Annotated in this window: 14 protein-coding genes; 7 read left to right on the forward strand and 7 right to left on the reverse strand. The window is 65.5% G+C overall.

Annotated features, from left to right (window positions below; all coding sequences use genetic code 11):
• Positions 1 to 28: 28 nt before the first annotated feature.
• From BGP85_RS03210 to BGP85_RS03230, 5 genes are all read right to left on the reverse strand, one after another.
• Positions 29 to 751, reverse strand: a complete 723-nt coding sequence (locus BGP85_RS03210; RefSeq protein WP_103447713.1) for a proteasome-type protease — start codon at positions 749 to 751, stop codon at positions 29 to 31.
• Between the two features lie 40 nt (positions 752 to 791).
• Entirely contained in the window at positions 792 to 1,571 is a 780-nt protein-coding gene (locus BGP85_RS03215) for a transglutaminase family protein (protein WP_103447712.1), read from the reverse strand.
• Positions 1,568 to 2,518, reverse strand: coding sequence for an alpha-E domain-containing protein (locus BGP85_RS03220; RefSeq protein WP_103447711.1), 951 nt, complete (start codon positions 2,516 to 2,518; stop codon positions 1,568 to 1,570). The genes BGP85_RS03215 and BGP85_RS03220 overlap by 4 nt, the downstream gene beginning before the upstream one ends.
• A 3-nt stretch (positions 2,519 to 2,521) precedes the next feature.
• On the reverse strand, positions 2,522 to 3,931 hold the full coding sequence (locus BGP85_RS03225; RefSeq protein ID WP_103447710.1) for a circularly permuted type 2 ATP-grasp protein: 1,410 nt from the start codon (positions 3,929 to 3,931) through the stop codon (positions 2,522 to 2,524).
• Positions 3,932 to 4,201: 270 nt separating this feature from the next.
• Positions 4,202 to 4,672: a MarR family winged helix-turn-helix transcriptional regulator gene (locus BGP85_RS03230; protein WP_103447709.1), complete on the reverse strand. Its 471-nt coding sequence runs from the start codon at positions 4,670 to 4,672 to the stop codon at positions 4,202 to 4,204.
• 197 nt (positions 4,673 to 4,869) lie between these two features.
• Here BGP85_RS03230 and BGP85_RS03235 point away from each other — a divergent pair, with 197 nt between their 5' ends.
• The 5 genes from BGP85_RS03235 to BGP85_RS03255 all read left to right on the forward strand — a co-directional run bounded on the left by BGP85_RS03235 (position 4,870) and on the right by BGP85_RS03255 (position 12,205).
• Positions 4,870 to 5,700, forward strand: coding sequence for a p-hydroxycinnamoyl CoA hydratase/lyase (locus BGP85_RS03235; RefSeq protein ID WP_103447708.1), 831 nt, complete (start codon positions 4,870 to 4,872; stop codon positions 5,698 to 5,700).
• A 75-nt stretch (positions 5,701 to 5,775) separates the two neighbouring features.
• Positions 5,776 to 7,224 (forward strand): aldehyde dehydrogenase, encoded by a 1,449-nt coding sequence (locus BGP85_RS03240; protein ID WP_103447707.1) that lies wholly within the window; start codon positions 5,776 to 5,778, stop codon positions 7,222 to 7,224.
• 102 nt (positions 7,225 to 7,326) lie between these two features.
• Positions 7,327 to 9,210: a feruloyl-CoA synthase gene (locus BGP85_RS03245; RefSeq protein WP_103447706.1), complete on the forward strand. Its 1,884-nt coding sequence runs from the start codon at positions 7,327 to 7,329 to the stop codon at positions 9,208 to 9,210.
• Positions 9,207 to 10,448, forward strand: coding sequence for a thiolase family protein (locus BGP85_RS03250; protein ID WP_103447705.1), 1,242 nt, complete (start codon positions 9,207 to 9,209; stop codon positions 10,446 to 10,448). The genes BGP85_RS03245 and BGP85_RS03250 overlap by 4 nt, the downstream gene beginning before the upstream one ends.
• Positions 10,449 to 10,462: 14 nt before the next feature.
• Positions 10,463 to 12,205: an acyl-CoA dehydrogenase family protein gene (locus BGP85_RS03255; protein ID WP_103447704.1), complete on the forward strand. Its 1,743-nt coding sequence runs from the start codon at positions 10,463 to 10,465 to the stop codon at positions 12,203 to 12,205.
• Here the strand turns inward: BGP85_RS03255 and BGP85_RS03260 are convergent.
• The gene (locus BGP85_RS03260; RefSeq protein ID WP_103447703.1) at positions 12,186 to 13,211 is read right to left on the reverse strand and encodes a formylglycine-generating enzyme family protein; all 1,026 of its coding nucleotides are present in this window, start codon (positions 13,209 to 13,211) and stop codon (positions 12,186 to 12,188) included. The genes BGP85_RS03255 and BGP85_RS03260 overlap by 20 nt on opposite strands.
• On the reverse strand, positions 13,208 to 14,881 hold the full coding sequence (locus BGP85_RS03265) for an arylsulfatase (RefSeq protein ID WP_103447702.1): 1,674 nt from the start codon (positions 14,879 to 14,881) through the stop codon (positions 13,208 to 13,210). Before BGP85_RS03265 ends, BGP85_RS03260 begins: the two co-directional genes overlap by 4 nt.
• Before the next feature lie 259 nt (positions 14,882 to 15,140).
• Between BGP85_RS03265 and BGP85_RS03270 the strand changes: the two genes are divergently transcribed.
• On the forward strand, positions 15,141 to 16,532 hold the full coding sequence (locus BGP85_RS03270) for an alginate export family protein (protein ID WP_103447701.1): 1,392 nt from the start codon (positions 15,141 to 15,143) through the stop codon (positions 16,530 to 16,532).
• Between the two features lie 33 nt (positions 16,533 to 16,565).
• Entirely contained in the window at positions 16,566 to 17,795 is a 1,230-nt protein-coding gene (gene mhpT, locus BGP85_RS03275) for a 3-(3-hydroxy-phenyl)propionate transporter MhpT (RefSeq protein ID WP_103447700.1), read from the forward strand.
• The last annotated feature ends 79 nt before the right edge of the window (positions 17,796 to 17,874 follow it).

The following is a 17,874-nucleotide window of genomic DNA, read 5'->3' on the forward strand; positions in this document are numbered from 1 at the left end:
AATTTTATCGCGCACATGTGCGCGGCCTTCAGCCATACGGTGGCGCTGGCAGTTCGGCCAGGAGCCGTTTCAGGCCATCGCTCCACTGCCGGCGAATCTGCTGGTAATAGGCGTCGTCGCTGGTGATGCGTTGGCGCGAGTGGGTTTCCAGGCTGTCCTTGCGGTACACCAGCAGGTCCAGCGGCAGGCCCACCGACAGGTTGCTGCGTATGGTCGAGTCGAACGAGATCAGGCCGCAGCGTAACGCTTCGTCAAGGGGGGTGTGAAAGCTCAGGTTGCGGTCGAGAATCGGCCGGCCGTACTTGCTTTCGCCCAGTTGCAGGAACGGCGTGTCTGCGGTGGCCTGGAAGAAGTTGCCCTGCGCGTAGACGTTGTAGATGGCCATCGGCGCGCCGGCAATCTGGCCGCCAACGATGAACGAACTGCTCAGGTCGATGCCGGCGGTCAGCTTGCTGCGGTCGCGGCTGACTACCTCGCGCAGGGTGTCGGCGACCAGCACTGTGGCGTCGTAGAGCGTGGCCACGTTCAGCAGGTGCGGGCCGCTGCCCTGGGTACGTTGCCTGAGCAGGTTCACCACCGACTGCGAGGTGGCCAGGTTGCCGGCGGTCTGCAGCACGATCAGGCGCTCGCCCGGTACGCTGAACACGAACAATTTGCCAAAGGTCGAGATCTGGTCGATGCCGGCATTGGTGCGTGAGTCGCTGATGAAGACGAGGCCGTCCGCCAGGTGCATGGCGACACAGTAGGTCATGCGTTTTCCCTTGTTTTTCTAGAAGCGGGTGCAGCGCCAGTCACTGGCGGTGCACATGGACGCTGGCCTGCATCGATTCGGCGCCGCCACCCCGGCGCACGCCCCTGACCGGGCAGGCGTCGAGGTAGTCCAGGCCCACTGCAAGCTTCAGGTGACGCTCCGGCCGGGTCAGGCGGTTGGTGATGTCGAAGCTGTACCAGGCGTCATCGACCCAGGCTTCGGCCCAGGCGTGGCTGGCCAGGTGCTGCTCGTCCTCGGTACACAGGTAACCGGAGACGTAGCGCGCCGGGATACCCAGGCTGCGTGCGCAGGCGAGGAAGGCGTGCGTGTGGTCCTGGCAGACGCCGGCAGCGCCGCTGAACGCCTCGATGGCGGTGGTGCCGACGGAGGTGGCGCCCGGGCAGTACGGCATGTGCTCGGCCAGGCCGTGCATCAACCCGATCAGCGCCGCCCGCTCGCGGTGTTCGCCGCAGTGCTGGCGGGCGAAGGCCCTGAGGGTGTCGTCGGCCTGGGTCAGGTGGCTGCCACGCAGGAAGGGCAGGGGTGACTGGCTTTCGCGCTCCAGCTCGCGGTCCGGGTCGATCTCCACCTGGCCGCTGGCGGTCAGCACCAGGTGACCATGGGGTTTGTCCAGGGTCAGTACGTGCAGGATGTTGCCATAGGGGTCGATCTGGCCTTTTACCTTGCAGGGCAGGTCCAGCTGCCATTCATCGATGCGCTGGCGCTCGCTGCTGCGGGGCGTCAGGCGCAGGAACTGGATGCTGTTGCAGACGTCGCTGGCGTAGCTGTAGGTGGTGTCGTGGCGAATGGACAGTTTCATACGACCTCCAGGTAGGAGTGATGGACCGCCTGGCCCAATTGGTTGATGCGCCCGATGAAGTCGGTCAGCCACGGGTGCAGGCCCGCTTCGAGGATTTCGTCGATCGCGGTGTAGCGCAGGCGCGCATTGAGTTCGGCGGCCATGCGCTGGGCGGCGCGCCCGGTGCTGCCCGGCAGGCTGGCGAGGATCTGGTCAAGTTCCTCGATGCAGGCATGCAGCGAGCGCGGCACGTCCACCCGCAGCAACAGCAGCTCGGACACCGGCCGGGCGCTGGGCGCGGCGCGATAGAGCTCGTTGAAGGCCTCGTACGAGGTCAGTGCACGCAGCAGGGCGCTCCACTGGTAATAGCCGCGGGCAGAGTCGTCGCTGACCTCTTCAGAGGCCTCGCCAAACATTTCGTAGCGCGCATCGAGCAGGCGCAGGGTGTTGTCCGCCCGCTCCAGGAAGGTCCCCAGGCGAATGAAGCTGTAGGCGTCGTTACGCATGATGGTGCCCGAAGTCGCCCCGCGGAACAGGTGCGAGCGCTCCTTGACCCAGTCGCAGAACTGACTGATGCCATAGCGCCCCAGGCCGTTGCTGGCGATGTTGCGCATCTCCAGCCAGGCCGCGTTGATGTTTTCCCACATATCGGCGGTGATGCGGCCACGCACTGCATGGGCATTGGTCCTGGCCGCCTGCAAGCAGCAATAGATGCTGCTGGGGTTGGTCGCGTCGAGGGCGAAGAAGTGCAGCATGCGCTCGCTGTCGAGCTCGCTGTGCCGGCGGCGGAAGTCGTCCAGCATGCCGGCGGCCAGCAGCGACATGGCCAGCTCGGCATGGCCGTCGCCGCGCCCGGCCTGGGGCATCAGTGACAACGAATAACTGACTTCGAGCATGCGCGCGAGGTTCTCTGCGCGCTCCAGGTAACGGGACATCCAGTACAGGTCGGAAGCGGTTCTCGAAAGCATGGTTCAGTCCTCCACCACCCAGGTGTCCTTGGTACCGCCGCCCTGCGACGAGTTGACCACCAGCGAACCCTCCTGCAGCGCCACGCGGGTCAGGCCACCGGGCACCAGGCGGGTTTCACTGCCCGACAGCACGAACGGGCGCAGGTCGATGTGGCGCGGGGCGATGCCGCTGTCGACGAAGGTCGGGCAGGTGGACAGGCACAGCGTGGGTTGGGCGATGTAGGCGTGCGGGCGGGCCTTGATGCGGGCGCGGAAGTCCTCGATCTGGGCACTGGTCGACGCCGGGCCGACCAACATGCCGTAGCCTCCGGAGCCTTGGGTTTCCTTGACCACCAGCTCGGGCAGGTGGGCCAGGACATGGGACAGGTCCGCAGGCCGGCGGCATTGCCAGGTGGGAACGTTGTTGAGGATCGGCTCTTCGCTCAGGTAGAAGCGGATCATGTCGTCGACGTAGGGGTAGATCGACTTGTCGTCGGCCACGCCGGTGCCCACCGCGTTGGCCAGTACCACGTTGCCGGCGCGGTACACCGAGGTCAGCCCCGGCACGCCCAGCATCGAGTCCGGGTTGAACGTCAGCGGGTCGAGGTAGTCGTCGTCCAGGCGGCGGTAGATCACGTCCACCTGTTGCGGGCCGGCGGTGGTGCGCATGTAGACATGCTCGTCACGGATGAACAGGTCGGCACCCTCGACCAGTTCGATGCCCATTTCCCGCGCCAGGAAGGCATGCTCGAAGTAGGCGCTGTTGAAGCGGCCCGGGGTGAGCAGCACGGCGGTGGGGTTGTCCAGCGGGCTGGCGCTCTTGAGCGTGTCCAGCAGCAGGTTGGGGTAGTGGTCGATGGGGGCGATACGCTGGGCGGCGAACAGTTCGGGGAACAGCCGCATCATCATTTTGCGGTCTTCGAGCATGTAACTGACCCCACTGGGGGTGCGCAGGTTGTCTTCCAGCACGAAGTAGCTGCCATCACCATCGCGCACCAGATCGACGCCGGCGATATGGGCATACAGCCCACGGTGCAGGTTCAGGCCCTGCATGGCAATCTGGTAGCCTTCGTTGGCCAGCACCTGCTCCGGCGGGATGATGCCGGCCTTGAGGATGCGCTGGTCGTGGTAGATGTCCTGAAGGAACAGGTTCAACGCCTGCACCCGCTGGATACAACCGCGCTCGACCATGCGCCATTCGCTGGCGCGGATGCTGCGCGGGATGATGTCGAACGGGATCAGGCGCTCGGTATCCTGCTTGTCGCCGTACAGGGTGAAGGTGATGCCGGCGCGATGAAACAGCAGGTCGGCTTCGCGCCGGCGTTGTTCCAGCAGCTCCAGCGGGGTGTTGGCCAACCAGCGGGCAAACTCCTGGTAATGCGGGCGGCAACTGCCGTTCGCTTCGTACATTTCATTGAAAAAAGCCCGGGACATAGCCACTCCTTGCTACCGTTGCTGGCAGTGCGTTTTGCGCGCAAAAGGCCATTGCAATGAAGGTGCCGAAAGTACGGCGCAGCGTTCGAGTGAGCGTGAGTGAGCGCTAAGGCATTGAAAAGATGGGGTTTTGTTGCGCAATCAAAGGGCGGCGTGGGGCGCAGTGGTGACTGGCTGACACCGGGGCTGCCGCCCGGCGTGCATCAAAAGGGCGCGTCCTGCATCGCGCTGCAGGTTTTGCCCCGAGTTGGTGCTTGCGCTGTGATTGGCTTACTCCTGATAGATCTTGGTCAGCAACCGTAGCAACTGCCCCCGTTCCTCATCATCCAGCGCTGACGTGGCGTCGCGGTCGCTGTCGCTGGCGATCTGCTTCAGTTCCTTGAGCAGCGCTTCCCCCGCCTTGCTCAGGTAGATGCCGTACGAACGCTTGTCCGGCTTGCAGCGCACCCGCACCGCCAGCGCCCGCTCTTCCAGCTTGTTCAGCATGGGCACCACCTGCGGCGGCTCGATTGCCAGCGCCCGCGCCAGGTCGGCCTGCATCAGCCCCGGGTTCTGCTCGATGATCGCCAATGCCGAGAACTGCGCTGGGCGCAGGTCGTAGGCCGAGAGCCGACCAATCAGGTTCTGAAACAGCTTCAGTTGCGCACGGCGCAACGCGTAACCGATCAAGTCCTCAAGTACCACTTCCCCGGCAGCGGGGAGCAGGGGGGCGGTGTCGGCAGTTCGGGCAGACCTGGCCATCAGGGGCATGTTCCTCGGTTATTGATAAGAAAGTTACCCAGTTTGCCTGCCCCCGCACGATCAGGCTAGGGGCGCGCCAGTAAAAAAGCTGCTCGATACCAACGAACAGAAAGATAACTTTCATAATGATTAATTGACATAACTATTTTGCTCGATTAGCGTAAGCCCATCACCTCGAACAACAAGAGTGCAGAACCATGAGCAAATACGAAGGCCGCTGGACCACCGTCAAGGTCGAACTGGAGTCGGGCATCGCCTGGGTCACCCTCAACCGGCCGGAAAAGCGCAACGCCATGAGCCCGACCCTGAACCGGGAGATGGTCGACGTGCTGGAAACCCTCGAACAGGACACCGACGCCGGTGTGCTGGTGCTGACGGGAGCTGGCGAATCCTGGACGGCAGGCATGGACCTGAAGGAATACTTCCGCGAGGTGGACGCCGGCCCGGAAATCCTCCAGGAGAAAATCCGCCGCGAAGCCTCGCAATGGCAATGGAAGCTGCTGCGCCTGTACGCCAAACCGACCATCGCCATGGTCAACGGCTGGTGCTTCGGCGGCGGCTTCAGCCCGCTGGTGGCGTGCGACCTGGCCATTTGCGCCAACGAGGCCACCTTTGGCCTGTCGGAAATCAATTGGGGTATCCCACCAGGCAACCTGGTCAGCAAGGCCATGGCAGATACCGTTGGCCATCGTCAGTCGCTGTACTACATCATGACCGGCAAGACCTTCGACGGCCGCAAGGCTGCCGAAATGGGCCTGGTCAACGACAGCGTGCCACTGGCCGAACTGCGTGAAACCACCCGTGAGCTGGCGCTGAACCTGTTGGAAAAGAACCCGGTGGTACTGCGCGCCGCGAAAAACGGCTTCAAGCGTTGCCGCGAGCTGACCTGGGAGCAGAACGAAGACTACCTCTACGCCAAGCTCGACCAGTCGCGCCTGCTGGACACCACGGGTGGGCGCGAGCAGGGCATGAAGCAGTTCCTCGACGACAAGAGCATCAAGCCCGGTCTGCAAGCCTACAAGCGCTGAATCCAGCGGCGGGCACTGGCCTCATCCGCCACTGCCCGTGGGTATTTCTCTATAACGACAACAAGAGGAATGAGCATGTTGCAGGTGCCTTTGCTGATTGGTGGGCAGTCACGTCCTGCCAGTGATGGACGAACCTTCGAACGCCGCAATCCGGTGACGGGCGAGGTGATGTCGCAAGTCGCCGCCGCCACGCTGGCCGATGCCGATGCGGCGGTAGCTGCGGCGCACGCGGCATTCCCGGCCTGGGCGGCGCTGGCCCCCGGTGAGCGCCGCAGCCGCCTGCTCGCCGGGGCCGACCTGCTGCAGGCGCGGGCTGCCGAGTTCATTGCCGCCGCCGGTGAAACCGGGGCCATGGCCAACTGGTACGGCTTCAACGTGAAGCTGGCCGCCAACATGTTGCGTGAAGCCGCCGCCATGACCACGCAGATCACCGGCGAGGTGATCCCCTCGGATGTACCCGGCAGTTTCGCCATGGCCCTGCGTGCGCCCTGTGGCGTGGTGCTGGGCATCGCGCCGTGGAACGCCCCGGTGATCCTCGCCACCCGCGCCATCGCCATGCCGCTGGCCTGTGGCAATACCGTGGTACTCAAGGCTTCGGAACTGAGCCCGGCGGTGCACCGGTTGATCGGCCAGATACTGCATGACGCCGGCCTTGGCGAAGGGGTGGTCAACGTCATCAGCAATGCCCCGGAGGATGCCCCGGCCATCGTCGAGCGCCTGATCGCCAACCCTGCAGTGCGCCGCGTCAATTTCACCGGCTCTACCCATGTCGGGCGCATCGTCGGCGAGTTGGCCGCTCGCCATCTCAAGCCTGCCCTGCTTGAGCTGGGTGGCAAGGCGCCGCTGCTGGTTCTCGATGATGCCGACCTGGACGCCACGGTCGAAGCTGCGGCCTTTGGCGCCTACTTCAACCAGGGGCAGATCTGCATGTCCACTGAACGCCTGGTTGTGGACAGCCGCATTGCCGACGCCTTCGTCGACAAGCTGGCGGTGAAGGTCGCCGGGCTGCGCGCGGGTGATCCGCAAGCCAGCACCTCGGTGCTCGGTTCGCTGGTCAGTGCCGAGGCCGGCGAGCGCATCAAGGCGCTGATCGACGACGCCGTGGGCAAGGGCGCGCGCCTGGTGTGCGGAGGCCAGCTGGACGGCAGCATCCTGCAACCGACCTTGCTCGATAACGTCGATGCCAGCATGCGCCTGTACCGCGAGGAGTCCTTCGGGCCGGTGGCGGTGGTGCTGCGCGCCGAGGGCGACGAGGCCCTGCTGGCGCTGGCCAATGACTCGGAGTTCGGTTTGGCGTCGGCGATCTTCAGCCGTGACACCAGCCGCGCCCTGGCTCTGGCACAACGGGTTGAGTCGGGTATCTGCCATATCAACGGCCCGACCGTGCACGACGAAGCGCAGATGCCGTTCGGTGGGGTCAAGTCCAGCGGCTACGGCAGCTTCGGCAGCCGCACCGCCATCGACCAGTTCACCCAGCTGCGGTGGGTCACCTTGCAGCAGGGCCCGCGGCATTATCCGATCTAGCTTTTGAAACCCTCTTTGCAACCCCAGCCAACGCGCAACAAGACCGCCGCCTGAAGCGTCAGGCGGCGGCAGGATGTACAACAAGAACAAGGAGCAACCTGCGTGAATACCGAAGCCCGCTCACGGTCGATCGACCCTGGCCAACGTCCGCGCTACCGGCAGGTGGCCATCGGGCATCCCCAGGTGCAGGTCAGCCACGTCGATGGCGTGCTGCGTATGCAGCCTGTCGAGCCTTTGGCACCGCTGCCGGCACGCCTGCTCGACCGGCTGCTGCACTGGGCCAGCGCGCGCCCCGACACCACTTTCATTGCGGCGCGGCAGGCGGACGGTGCCTGGCGTGCGATCAGCTACGCGCAGATGCTTGCCGATGTGCGTACCATCGCCAGCCACCTTCTGGGCTTTGGCCTCAGCGCCGAGCGGCCGTTGGCACTGTTTTCCGGCAATGATATCGAGCACCTGCAGATCGCCCTGGGCGCCATGTATGCCGGCATTCCCTATTGCCCGGTGTCCCCGGCCTACGCGCTGCTTTCGCAGGACTTCGCCAAGCTGCGCCATGTGTGCGAGGTACTGACCCCGGGGCTGGTCTTTACCAGCGACGCCCAGCCGTTCCAGCGCGCCTTCGACGCGGTGCTTGACGACTCGGTCGCTGTGATCAGCGTGCGCGGCAGGGCTGCGGGCCGTCGCCACCTGGGCTTCGACAGCCTGCTGCAACCTGGCGATCTGGCTGCGGCCGACGCGGCGTTCGCCGCCACCGGGCCGGACACTATCGCCAAGTTCCTCTTCACCTCGGGCTCGACCAAGCTGCCCAAGGCGGTGATCACCACCCAGCGCATGCTGTGCGCCAACCAGCAGATGCTGTTGCAGACTTTCCCGGCGTTCGCTGAGGAGCCACCGGTGCTGGTGGACTGGCTGCCGTGGAATCACACCTTTGGTGGCAGCCACAACCTCGGCATCGTGCTGTACAACGGCGGCAGCTTTTATCTGGACACCGGCAAGCCGACCCCGCAAGGCTTCGCCGAGACCCTGCGCAACCTGCGCGAGATTTCCCCCACGGCTTACCTCACCGTGCCCAAGGGCTGGGAAGAGCTGGTCAAGGCACTGGAACAGGACGCCACGCTGCGCGAGGTGTTCTTCGCCCGCATCAAGCTGTTTTTCTTCGCCGCTGCGGGCCTGTCGCAGAGTGTCTGGGACCGCCTCGACCGGATTGCCGAGCAGCATTGTGGCGAGCGCATCCGCATGATGGCCGGCCTGGGCATGACCGAAGCCGCACCGTCGTGCACCTTCACCACCGGGCCATTGTCGATGGCCGGCTACGTCGGGCTACCGGCGCCGGGCTGCGAAGTGAAGCTGGTGCCGCACGCCGGCAAACTAGAGGCGCGCTTCCGTGGCCCGCACATCATGCCTGGCTACTGGCGTTCGCCGCAGCAGACGGCAGAGGCGTTTGACGAAGAGGGCTTCTACTGCTCAGGTGATGCCCTGAAACTGGCCGTTCCCGAGCAGCCCGAACATGGCCTGATGTTCGATGGCCGCATCGCCGAGGACTTCAAGCTGTCTTCGGGGGTGTTCGTCAGTGTCGGCCCGTTGCGCAACCGTGCGGTACTGGAAGGGTCGCCCTATGTGCAGGATATTGTGGTGACCGCGCCTGACCGGGATTGCCTGGGCCTGTTGGTGTTTGCGCGTGTGCCCGAGTGCCGCCAGCTGGCCGGGTTGCCAGCGCACGCCAGTGATGCCGAGGTCTTGGCCAACGATGCCGTGCGCCACTGGTTCGGCGGCTGGCTGGAGCGCTTGAACCGCGATGCCCAGGGCAACGCCAGCCGCGTCGAATGGATCTCGCTGCTCACCGAGCCGCCGTCGATCGATGCTGGCGAGATCACCGACAAGGGCTCGATCAACCAGCGCGCGGTACTGCAACGGCGTGCTGCGCAGGTCGAGGCGCTGTACCGCGGCGAAGACCCGGGCGCGCTGCGCGCCCAGGTGCTGCCATGAGCCACGCCGGGCTGTGCACGGCATTCGAGGATGCTGCCATCGTCGAGATGGTGCGCACGCCCTGGGTCGACCTGGGCGGTGCGTTGGCCGGGGTTTCGCCCATCGACCTGGGTATCCTGGCCGGGCGGGCGGTGCTGGCGCGGGCCGGCATCGCACCGGGGGCGGTGGACAGCGTGCTCGCCGGCAGCATGGCCCAGGCCAGTTTCGATGCCTACATGCTGCCGCGCCACATCGGCCTGTACTGCGGCGTAGCGCAAGGCGTTCCGGCGCTGGCGGTGCAGCGCATCTGCGGCACCGGGCTGGAGTTGCTGCGCCAGGCCGGTGAGCAGTTGCGAAGTGGCGCGCAGTACGTGCTGTGCGTAGGCGCCGAGTCGATGTCGCGCAACCCGATCGCCGCCTACGAACACCGGGGCGGCTTCCGCTTGGGCGCGCCGGTCGGGTTCAAGGACTTTCTGTGGGAGGCGTTGTACGACCCGGCTGCCGGGGTGGACATGATCGGCACTGCCGAGCTCCTGGCCTGCGAGTATGGCCTGGGCCGGGAAGCGGTGGATGCCTGGGCACTGCGCAGCCACCAGCGCGCCTTGCACGCTCAGGCGCAAGGCTGGTTCGACGAAGAGATCGTCTCTGTCACGGCGCAGACGTTCAGCGCAGAAGGCTGCCTGCCACGCGCCATCGCCTTGCCGCGAGGGGTGGCCGAGGTCAGCCGTGACAGCCACCCACGGCCTACCGATGCGGCTTCGCTGGCTCGCTTGCGTGCGGTGCATGACGGTGGCGTACAAACCGCCGGTAACAGCTGTGCCGTGGCCGATGGCGCGGCGGCAGCGGTGGTCACGCGCTTCTCGGACAGCACCCAGCCACCGCTGGCACGGTTGCTGATGGCCACGGCCGTTGGCGTGCCGCCGAGAACCATGGGCATCGGGCCTGTGCCAGCCATCGCGCTGCTGCTCGAACGCAGCGGCCTGCATCTGGAGCAGATCGACCGCTTCGAGATCAACGAGGCACAAGCCGCCCAGCTGCTGGCAGTCGCCCAGGCGCTGGAGCTCGATGTGGACAAGCTCAACGTCCACGGCAGTTCCATTGCCCTAGGCCACCCCCTGGCCGCCACCGGCCTGCGCCTGGTGCACACCCTGGCCCGGCAGCTGCGCCATGGCAACCTGCGCTATGGCATCGCAGCGGCCTGCATCGGCGGTGGCCAGGGCATGGCGCTGCTGATCGAAAACCCTCATTTCTCTGACTGATGCCGAGGTAAACCATGGCCTGGAAAGCGCCGCTGCGTGACATGCAATTCGTCCTGCAACACTGGCTGCAGGTCGATCAGGCCTGGCCGCAGCTATCCGCTTATGCCGACGTTGACCTCGACCTGGCCGTTCAGGTGCTGGAGGAAGCGGCCCGTTTCAGCGAACAGGTGCTGGCGCCACTGAATGCGTCTGGTGACCGCCAGGGCTGTCGGGTAGAGCATGGGGAGGTGTACACGCCGGAGGGTTTCCCGGCGGCCTACCGCGCTTTCGTCGAAGGGGGCTGGCCGGCCCTGGCGTGCGACCCTGGGCTCGGCGGCCAGGGGCTGCCCCTGGTGCTGGAGGCGGCCCTGCAGGAAATGCTCTTCGGCAGCAACCACGGCTGGGCCATGTACACCGGTATCGCCCATGGCGCCTACCTGTGCCTGAAAACCCACGGGTCCCTCACGTTGCAGGCACGCTATCTGCCGGGCATCGTCAGCGGCCAGACCCTGCCCACCATGTGCCTGACCGAACCTCAAGCCGGCAGCGACCTCAGCTTGCTGCGCAGTCGTGCCGAGCCACTGGGCGATGGCAGTTACGCGGTGACCGGGAACAAGCTGTTCATCTCTGGCGGCGAGCACGACCTGACCCGCGACATCCTCCACCTGGTGCTGGCGCGGCTTCCGGATGCGCCGGCCGGCAGCCGTGGGTTGTCACTGCTGCTGGTGCCGAAATGGCACGAGGATGGTCGGCGCAATGGCGTGCACTGCGACGGCCTGGAGCACAAGCTAGGCATTCGTGGCAGCGCCACTTGCGCACTGCGCTTCGAAGGTGCCCGGGGTTGGCTGGTCGGGCAGGCCCACGGTGGCCTGGCGGCGATGTTCGTGATGATGAACTCGGCTCGGCTGCATGTCGGGCTGCAAGGGCTGGGGCATGCCGAGGCTGCCTGGCAGCAGGCCCGCGACTATGCCCTGGAGCGACGTCAGATGAACGCGCCGGGGCGGGCCAAGGGTGCCCAGGGGGCCGACCCGATCCATCTGCATCCGGCCATGCGCCGGGTCCTGCTGGAATTGCGGGTGCGTAGCGAGTGCATGCGTGCCTTGGGCTATTGGGCGGCGCACTGGCTGGATATCGCCGTGGCCGCTGCCGAGCCTGAGCAACGGGCCAAGGCCGCGACACTGGCGGCGCTGTTGACACCCATTATCAAGGCGGCCTTCACCGAGCAAGGTTTCAGCCTGGCCAGCAAGGCGCTGCAGGTGTTCGGCGGCTATGGCTACACCCAGGAATTCGCCATCGAGCAGACTGTGCGCGACAGCCGTGTTGCGATGATCTACGAAGGCACCAACGAGATTCAGGCCAACGACTTGTTGTTGCGCAAGGTGTTGGGTGATGGCGGTGAAGGCATTGCGTTGCTGCTGGCTGAGTTGCGTGCCGAGGCACTGCTGTCGGCTGGCAGACCCGGGATTGCACTGTGCAGAGTCTGCGACACGTTGGAAGCGGTAGTGGCCAGGGTGCGATTGAGGGCGTCGGACGATCCCGAATATCCGTATCGCGCCGCTGGCGACTTCCTGCAACTCTGCGCCACGGCCTTGCAGGCGTTCGCCTGGGCCCGTACCGCTCGCTGCCTCAAGGCGCTGCCGGTGGGGGCGCCACAGCGTCGGGAGAAACAGGAAAGCACCGACTTCTTCTTCGACTACCTGCTACCCGACTTCGATCAGCAGGTGGCAGCCGTCGACGCGGCCGCTGCACCGTTGCCCTTCATTGCCGAATCGTTCTGAAGCCGACGTGTGAAGTTGCCATGAATACCGGCTGCGGCTGACGTGCCGAGGGCCGGTAGCGCATGCAGCGGTCCGCCGAGCACAGGTGCGAGCCACCCTTGATCACTGCCACCGGCACGCCCGGATCGGCGGGATCGTAACTGTCAGCCAGTGCCGGGCCCGGCGGGTCGAGTGCGGCGTCACGGTGGGCGTCGTGGCCCGGCTGGTAGCCGCTGCGGGTCAGCTCCCAGACATTGCCGCCAGCATCGAACAGGCCGAAGCCATTGGCCGGGAAGCAGCCTACCGGCGAGGTCCCGGTAAAGCCGTCGGCCGCCGCGTTGTGGTAGGGGAACGGGCCCTGCCAGGTATTGGCCATAAGCTTGCCTTTGGGCAGCTCGCTGGCGCCCCAACTGAAGTCCGCATCCGCCAAACCGGCGCGCATGGCGTACTCGAGCTGCGCCTCGCTGGGCAGTGCGCGGCCGGCCCAGCGGGCGTAGGCCTGGGCATCTTCCAGGGCGACCTGCACCACCGGATGGTTATCCAGCCCGTCCAGGTTGCTCGCCGGCCCTTGCGGATGCTGCCAGCTGGCACCCGGCATGAACTGCCAGCCGGGGCTGAGCACATCTGGCCCCTGCTGGAACACCATCGCACCGGGCACACGCAGGTCTTCGGGCAGGGAGGGATCGTCGTCAAGACTGATGCCGCGCTCGGCATGGGTGAGGTACCCGGTGGCTGTCACGAAGCGGGCGAACTGGGCGTTGGTGACCGGATGCACGTCGATCCAGAAGCCCGACACCTTGGCGGAGTGGGGCGGACCTTCCTCGTCGTAGAACCGGCTCGAGCCAAAGCTGAACTCGCCGCCAGGCACGTGCACCATGCCATCCCGCCACGGGCCCTGGCGCTGCGCGGGCAGGCCGCTGTAGCCCGCGCACAGCAGCACTGGCGCCGGGGCTTGTGGCCAGGCGCCGTAGAGGGTGACGAGCAGGCCGGCGGCGAGCGCTGCGCCGCCGGCTACTCGGGCGATCATGGCTGCTTGGCCAAGGCTGGCCTTGCCGGACTGGCCGGGCGGCCATCGGCATCGATCGCGATGTTGCTGCGCTGGGCATAGGCTTTCCAGTCGCGCAGCATCTGCGCCACCTGCGCGGAATGTTCGGGGGCGATGTCGCGGTGCTCGCCGGGGTCTTTGCGCAAGTCGTACAGGTGCCAGCCTGGTTTGCCATCAGTGGCATCCCACAGCAGTTTCATCGGCCCCTTGCGCAGCGAGGCGCTGCCGTTGATTTCCCAGCCCAGGGCTTCGTCACTGGCGTGGATCTGGCTGTCCTTGCCTTGCAGGTAATCCAGCGCCGAGGTGCCTTGCGGCGGCACGATATCGCGGTCGCGGTACTTGATGCCGGGCAGTGGCGCACCGGCCAGTTGCAGCAGCGTCGGCATGATGTCGCGCACGCTGGCCAGCTCTTCGCTGCGGCCGGCCTTGATGGTAGCGGGGTAGTAGACGAAGGCCGGTACGCGGATGCCGCCCTGGTAGGTGGTCATCTTGTAGCGACGGCTGGGCAGGGCGCTGACCTGGGCCCAGGCCGAACCGATCATCAGGAACGAGTTGCGGCGGCCGTAGTTGTCCAGGCGGTTGTCGAAGTTCGTCTTGATCCAGTCGGGGTCGACGCGGGTGGCGTTCTCCGGCCCATTGTCGGACATGAACAGGATCAGCGTGTTGTCCAGCTCGCCGGTGCTGCGCAGATGCTCCACCAGGCGCCCGACCTGGGCATCCAGGGCCGTGACCATGGCGGCGTACACCTCCATGGTGCGTGCCGACTGGCGCTGTTGCTCCTCGCTCAGCGACGCCCAGCTCGGCACGCCTTCCAGTTGTGCCTCCAGGGGGAAGTCGGCCGGTACCAGGCCGGCCTTGCGCTGGCGCTCCAGGCGTTCGTGGGCGATGGCCTCGTAACCCTGGTCGTAGCGGCCACGGTATTGCGCCAGGTAACGGTCCGGCGCCTGCAGCGGCCAGTGCGGCGCCGTGTAGGCGGCGAACGCGAAGAACGGTTTGTGGCTGGCCTTGCCCTGGTCGATGACATCGATCAGGCGGTCAGTGAACCAGGTGGTGGAGTAGAAATCGTCGGGCAGTTCGATGGGCTCGCCATTGTGCCGGAAGCTCGCGCTGTAGTTCGATTGCAGGTCCATGTTGGCCTGCTTGAAGTGAGCGGCGCCGCCTTCGAGCAGCACGTAGGCCTGATCGAAGCCGCGGTTCTGTGGCTGCTGCGCCGGCTGCATGCCCAGGTGCCATTTGCCGGAGATGTAGGTGCGGTAACCGGCGTCGTGCAGCAGCTCGGCCAGGGTGGCAACGTTGCCAGCGAGCACGCCTTCGTAGCCGGCACGTACCTCGGCACCGGGCGGCAGGCGCTTACGCGCTTCCGACATCATGCCCAGCCCGGCCAGGTGCGGGTCGTTACCGGACATCAGCATGGCGCGGGTTGGCGAGCAGCTGGGCGCTGCGTGGAAGTCGAGCATCAGGCGCCCGTCAGCCAGCAGTCTGTCGAGGTTCGGCGTCTGAATCTCACTGCCCAGGGCGGACAGGTCGGAGAAGCCGAGGTCGTCGGCGACCAGCAGCAGAATGTTTGGTTGTTTAACGGTTGGTGCAGCCAGGGCCTGGCTGGCACTGAGCATGAGCACGCCGAGGGCGGTGAGGGTACGCAGAGGATTCATGGAAGTGCTCTTGTTGTTTTTATGAATGAGTTTTTTGCACGACCGCACGCTAGAGGCCGCGCCATGGAAATTCTAGCGGCCGAATGTAGCCTTCCGCAGTCGCCGGGTGCAGAAGTGTGCGATCAGCGAACGCTTGATGGTGGTCGCCGCTTGCCGTTGCGGTTATCCCTATTGACGGCTTAATAGTTAACAAAAATAATCGTTAATAGAGTTATCCAGTTTCAAGAACAACTATAAGAACAAGCGAAGGGAAATTCTGATGATCAGGCCGTTGAATGGGGCGTGGGTGCCCCTTGTACTGCTTTCGCTCTGCCAGTCCGTGCATGCGGCCAACCCGCTTGAGGAGAGCCGGCCAGGGCGGCCCGGCGCCCCTCGCTGGATCGAGGACTATCGCTTTCTCGACGACCCTGGCAAAGCCACCGACCCTTTCGATGGCTTGCGCTACCACCGGCTGTCCGAGTCGGCCTGGCTGCAACTCGGTGCCGAGGCCCGCTACCGGGCCGATGCGCTGGACAAGCCTTTCTTCGGCCTGCGCGGGGTGAAAGACGATTCCTACCTGCTGCAACGGCTACAGGCCCACGCCGACCTGCACCTGTTCGACGATGCCATGCGCACCTTTGTCCAGGTGGAAAACACCCGCGCCTTCGGCAAGGACCTGTACTCGCCCAACGATGAAGGCCGCAATGAAGTGCGCCAGGCGTTCGTCGATTTGAATCACGACTTTGCCGGCGGGCGCTTTACCACCCGTGTAGGTCGTCAGGAGATGGCCTTTGGCGACCAGGTGTTCGTCACTTACCGCGATGTACCGAACATCCGCTTGAGTTTCGATGGCGTGCGCGCCGGTCTCAATCTCAAGGACGGGCGCAAGCTCGATGCCTTTGCGGTGCGCCCGCTGAAAACCGGCGAGGACAGCTGGGACGACGGTAGCAACAACAGCGTCAAGTTCTATGGCCTCTACGGCACCTTGCCGCTGTCGTCTGCCTGGAACGCGGACCTGTTCGCCTTCGGCCTGGAAACCGACGACCGCAGCCTGGCTGGCGAAACCGGTGACGAGCAGCGCTACACCTTCGGCACGCGTCTGTTCGGTCGCCAGCAGGCACTGGACTGGAGCTGGAACCTGGCCGGGCAGACCGGCCACCTGGGCAATGCTTCTATCCGCGCCTGGGCGGTTTCGAGCGACAGCGGCTACACCTTCGCCCATCCCTGGCAGCCACGCCTGGGCATGCGCATCGATGCCGCCAGCGGCGACAGCGACCCGGGCGATGGCAAGGTCGGCACCTTCGACCCGCTGTACCCGCGCAACGGCGTCTACGGTGAGGCCAGCTTGACCACCCTGAGCAACATCATCGTGGTCGGGCCTACGTTCGGGTTTTCGCCCTGGCGCACGGTGCGCTTCGAACCCGGTGTTTTCGGAGTCTGGAAGCAGCGCGAGGAAGACGGCGTATACATGCCCGGCATGAGCCTGCTGGCCAACACCCGCGGCACTGGCCGGACCGTGGGCACCATCTACCGCGCCAATACCCGCTGGCTGGCCACGCCCAACCTCACCCTGGATCTCGACCTCAAATACTACGACGTCGGCGCGGCCATCAAGGGGGCGGGCGGCGAGGATTCGTCGTTCATCTCGGTGCGTGCCACGTTCCGCCTTTGACTACCCGACCAATAACAACAAGAGGGGCCACACATGCGTCATTCATCCGCAACTTCCAACAAGGCAGTACTCACGATCGGCTTGTGCTTTCTCGTCGCCTTGCTCGAAGGCCTGGACCTGCAGGCGACCGGCATCGCCGCACCGCACATGGCCAAGGAGTTCGCCCTGTCGCCGGGCATGCTCGGCTGGGTATTCAGCGCTGGGTTGCTGGGGTTGTTGCCCGGGGCGTTCGTTGGTGGCTGGCTGGCCGACCGGCTTGGGCGCAAGTCGATCCTGATCGTGGCGGTGCTGCTGTTCGGCGGCTTTTCGCTGGGAACCGCCCATGCCGAAAGCTACACCTCGCTGCTGATCGCACGCTTGATGACCGGCCTAGGGCTGGGCGCAGCGTTGCCGATCCTGATCGCGCTGGCCAGCGAGGCGGCGCCCGATCACCTGCGCAGCACGGCGGTGAGCCTGACGTACTGCGGCGTTCCGTTGGGTGGGGCGTTGGCTTCGGTGATCGGCATGAGCGGGGTGGGCGAAGGTTGGCGTGCGGTGTTCTACGTCGGCGGCATCGCCCCGATCGCGATTGCCTTGGTGCTGATGCTCTGGTTGAAGGAGTCTCAGGCGTTTCGGACCCAGGGCGGTGCCCACACCGGTGCTGACGGCATGCTCACTCAGCTGTTCGGGCCCGGGCAGGTCAGCCGTACGCTGTTGCTGTGGGTGGCGTGCTTCTTCACCCTGACGGTGCTGTACATGCTGCTCAACTGGCTGCCTTCGCTGCTGATCGGCCAAGGTTTCAGCCGGCCCCAGGCTGGCGCCGTACAGATCCTGTTCAACCTTGGCGGTGCAGCGGGTTCGTTTCTCACCGGGCGCATGATGGACCGCGGTGTTGCCGGACGGGCGGTGTTCATCGCCTACGCCGGCATGCTGGCGTCGTTGGCGGGGCTGGGTTTGTCGAGCAGTTTTGGCCTGATGTTGCTGGCTGGCTTCACGGCGGGTTACTGCGCCATCGGTGGGCAGCTGGTGCTTTACGCACTGGCGCCAACCCTGTATCCGACCCAGGTGCGCGCCACGGGTGTAGGGGCATCGGTGGCAATCGGGCGACTGGGTTCGATGGCCGGTCCGTTGGCGGCAGGGCAGATTCTGGCAGCGGGGGCGGGGGTCAGTGGCCTGCTGCTGGCCGCTTCGCCTGGCCTGGTGGTCGCGGCAGTAGCGGCAAGTGCCTTGCTTGGGCAGCGTAGAGGCCGGAGTGCCGATACCACGTCAGACGGTATTGCCTGACTCACCTGTGAACCAGGCTGCCACACAGCACAGCAATCTCGAACAGCAGCCTCATCGGCACGGCGAGCAGGGTCTGGGA

The organism is Pseudomonas putida, from assembly GCF_002906855.1.
GTDB classification, from domain to species: domain Bacteria; phylum Pseudomonadota; class Gammaproteobacteria; order Pseudomonadales; family Pseudomonadaceae; genus Aquipseudomonas; species Aquipseudomonas putida_N.